The organism is Rhizobacter sp. P2_H2, assembly GCF_056403375.1.
In genome coordinates, this window is record NZ_JBFUFP010000603.1 from 1 (window position 1) to 3,329 (window position 3,329).

General features: G+C 61.4%; 3 protein-coding genes. All 3 read left to right on the forward strand.

Features of this window, described 5'->3' with window-relative positions:
- Positions 1-172: 172 nt before the first annotated feature.
- Genes AC1D15_RS23220 through AC1D15_RS23230 form a run of 3 tightly spaced genes read left to right on the forward strand, consistent with a single transcriptional unit; the run spans position 173 to position 3,053 of the window.
- On the forward strand, positions 173-1,213 hold the full coding sequence (locus AC1D15_RS23220; protein ID WP_477827832.1) for a hypothetical protein: 1,041 nt from the start codon (positions 173-175) through the stop codon (positions 1,211-1,213).
- Positions 1,191-2,189, forward strand: a complete 999-nt coding sequence (locus AC1D15_RS23225) for a PAAR-like domain-containing protein (protein WP_197066890.1) — start codon at positions 1,191-1,193, stop codon at positions 2,187-2,189. The genes AC1D15_RS23220 and AC1D15_RS23225 overlap by 23 nt, the downstream gene beginning before the upstream one ends.
- 27 nt (positions 2,190-2,216) lie before the next feature.
- Positions 2,217-3,053: a hypothetical protein gene (locus AC1D15_RS23230; protein ID WP_477827833.1), complete on the forward strand. Its 837-nt coding sequence runs from the start codon at positions 2,217-2,219 to the stop codon at positions 3,051-3,053.
- Positions 3,054-3,329: the final 276 nt, after the last annotated feature.

Here is a 3,329-nt window from a genome sequence, read left to right on the forward strand (position 1 = left end):
GAGCCAAGCTGATACTGATTGGCCGAGCTTCGATCGCACTGCCTCGAAGGACCACACAACTTCGCGAGATCAACATCGGCGAACGGCGTCTGGTCCATGTACACGGCAAGCCGCACTTCACGGGCCTTGGGCACCTTGTCAATTCGAAGAAGGCAATGAGCGAGGCGCCTGCGTGAGCGCACTTCACATCACTTGCGTTGCGCTCGCCAGCGCCGTCGGCCTGACGCCAGCTTCAGCTGCTGCCGCCATGCGTTGCGGCATCAGTGGAATCGGCGAGTTGCCTACCGTCGACGACGCCCTTGAGCCTGTCGCTGGCGCGCGCGTGCCTTCCATCCCCGACCACCTTCACGGTCGCGATCGCCTGATCGAGTTGCTGTTGCAGGTGATGGCGGACAGCCATGCTGCACTGGCTACCCGGATCGACATCACCCAACTGCCTGTTCTGCTCTGCACATCAGAGGTTGCGCGCCCAGGAGCTTCGGTACACGGCATCGTCCCAGCCATGGAGGCTCGTCTGGGCTTTCACCTTCGGCGGGCCGGTGCTCGACACCTTGCACGAGGTCACGTCTCCTGCTTCGAATCGCTTGGTTTCGCCGAAGCAGCGATGCTGCAGGCAGGTGGCAGCGCTTGTCTGGTGATCGCAGCGGACTCCCTGATCGACCCGCGCTCTCTGAACTGGGTTGAGAAATCAGGGCGATTGAAGACGTCTCGCCGCTCTGAAGGGGTCATTCCAGGTGAAGGCGCGGCTGTCCTGCTGGTCAGCCTCGAACCATTGGGTGAGCCGTGCATGGTCTTGCAAGGCATCGGTATGGGTCATGACGACGCGACAGTTCTCAACGACATTCCGCAGATGGGATCCGGAATGAGCGCAGCCGTCGCCGCGGCCTTGCAGCATGCCGGAATCGAGATGCACGACATCGCTTTCCGTCTCAGTGACGCGGCGGGTGAGGCCCACGGCTTCGAAGATCTTGCACTGGTGCAGTCCCGCCTGATGCAGCGGACAAGAGCATCGCAAGATTTGTGGCATCCCGCCAGCAGCGTCGGAGATTGCGGGGCAGCCTCAGCGCTGATGCAACTCGCCTGGATCGAGCAGGCACACATGAGGGGCTACGCACCTGGGGAGTTTTCCCTTGCGCATGCATCATCGCCAACCGGAGCACGCGCAGCAGCAGTTCTCAGCGGACCAGCCCATGGAGAACACCGTGTCTCATGAGGTCTACGCCAACGGCAACGAGATTGCAGGCAAGGCCGGCAACGGCAAGGTCATCGCATCCTTTCCCGACGTTTGCCTGTCGCCGCCGGGGCCACCCGCCGGTCCGATACCAATCCCCTACCCCGATACCTCGTTCTCGACCGACCTCAAGGACGGCTCGATCTCGGTGCTGCTGGCCGGCAAGCCTGCAGCTTTGTCCCAGCAGTCCTTCTATCAACCAGCGACTCTCGGAAACGAGGCCGCCACCAGGGCTTGGGGCATGTCCGTGATCACGCATCAGATCAGCGGCAAGACCTGTTTCCAGGCGTGGTCGATGGATGTTCTGATCGAAGGAAAGCATGTCTGCCGTCACGGCGACATCACGACCAGCAATCACGCAAGCGCTCCAGGAGCAACACCACCCAACCCCAATCTCGAAGCGGTCGGCTGGGGAGAGCTCGAGGATGAAACCAGCATCTGTGCGTGTTGCAGTGGCGCAAGACACTCAGCCGGCGCTGCGATGACGATGGATGACTGGTACACCAGGAATTCCGACGGCACGGCTGCAGCGCACGCACCGCTGTATGTGTCCCTGATGTCGGATGTGGCAAACCGGAAGACCATGACACCCGCCTGCACCTGCAACAGCAAGCTGATTCCGATGGCGCCATGCAACGTGTTCAGGCGCCCTGTCACCGAGGAAGAAGGTGATCGCAACGAGTCGGCCTGGAAGGCCATCCGCCGCCAGTATCAAAGGCACAGTGGCATTGCCGACGAGACAACGGTGATTGCACGGCTCACCAGCCTGCTGACGCGGCCACCCACTCAGAAGGAGGTGCAGGAGGAACGCCAAGTGAACCATCTCGTGCCGAAGGTCGCCGCAGGAGGCTGTCCGGTCGGGCGAGGAAACCTGGAGCCCAACGGGATACTGTGCGGTGTATGCCGGAAACTCGATGAGAGATTCGGCATGCTGCAAAGGGTGGCATCCACGGCGTAGACATCGAGGAACGGAAAGGGAAGTCACTTGTACAAAGACTGGCGTTCTTACGGCGCACTACCCGCCATCGACTGGGAAGGGCGTGGCTATTTCGCGTACGAGGGGCATGGCGATCGATCCGGCCGTTCGGGTGCAGAAGCGTTCACGACGGATGCCACGTATGAGACTTGGCTCAGGGCTTTGTACAGTGCACAGGGCGGTGACTTTTCGAGAGTTCCAACGCTCGTAGACCTCTTCGCCGGCGATATCGACCCGGAGTGCATGGATCTGTGCGAATCACTCCTCGGCGATGCAGCTCCCTCAGCCACCATCGACAGACTGGCCCAACGCCTCGACAGCGGATCCGCCAGCTTCGAGGAAACGCTCAGCTGGTGCAGCGTGCTCGTCCAGCGCGGCAAGATCGCCGACATGCGAATCGTCGCAAAGGCATACGAGCCTGTCGCCGACATCAAGGATTCAGCCATCATTCCCGTCCAGCTTTCCACCTGCCTGGACCCGGGATCAGCCCTCTCGAATCCGGGCCTGTTCGGCCCGGTCAAGCAGTATCGGGCAGCGATAGAGCAGCGCTGCGACGAACTCGCCAAGACGTGCGAAACCGGTCAGGCACTCGTTTTCAAAGGCGAACCTGTCGGCGTCAGAAGGTTGGCCGTGCATGTCCTGGCGCGACTGAGGCGGCCTTGCTTCCCCAGCGACTTCAGACGACGTTTCGAGAACGCGACAGGGATCGATTGCTCATCGTTCTATGAAGAAGGACGATTCAAGCCAATGCAGGCCGCGGCCTTGATCACAGGCTTTCTCGAGAGTCCGCAATCCTGGCGGTTCGAGGATGGGGTGCGCTACTTCTTCGGGCATCGCATTCCTTGATCTGCGAGGGCGGGATTTGCCCATCAAACAGGGCGCCAGGATGACACAGCACTTTGATCCGGCTGTCGACGGCACCTCCTTCAAGCTGGGCGAGCGGCAGGTCCGCCGCGTCGAGACCACCGCACAGACAGATGTACTTGGCAACGTTGCCTGAGACGGCCCCCTCTTGGCACGGCCCAGGGCATCACGTGTAATCAGCCGGCCGCGTCGTCGAAGCAGTCGTCCTTGGCAGTTGAGAGGGTGTGATGGCGCGGCCCATTCACCCTCATGCGATCC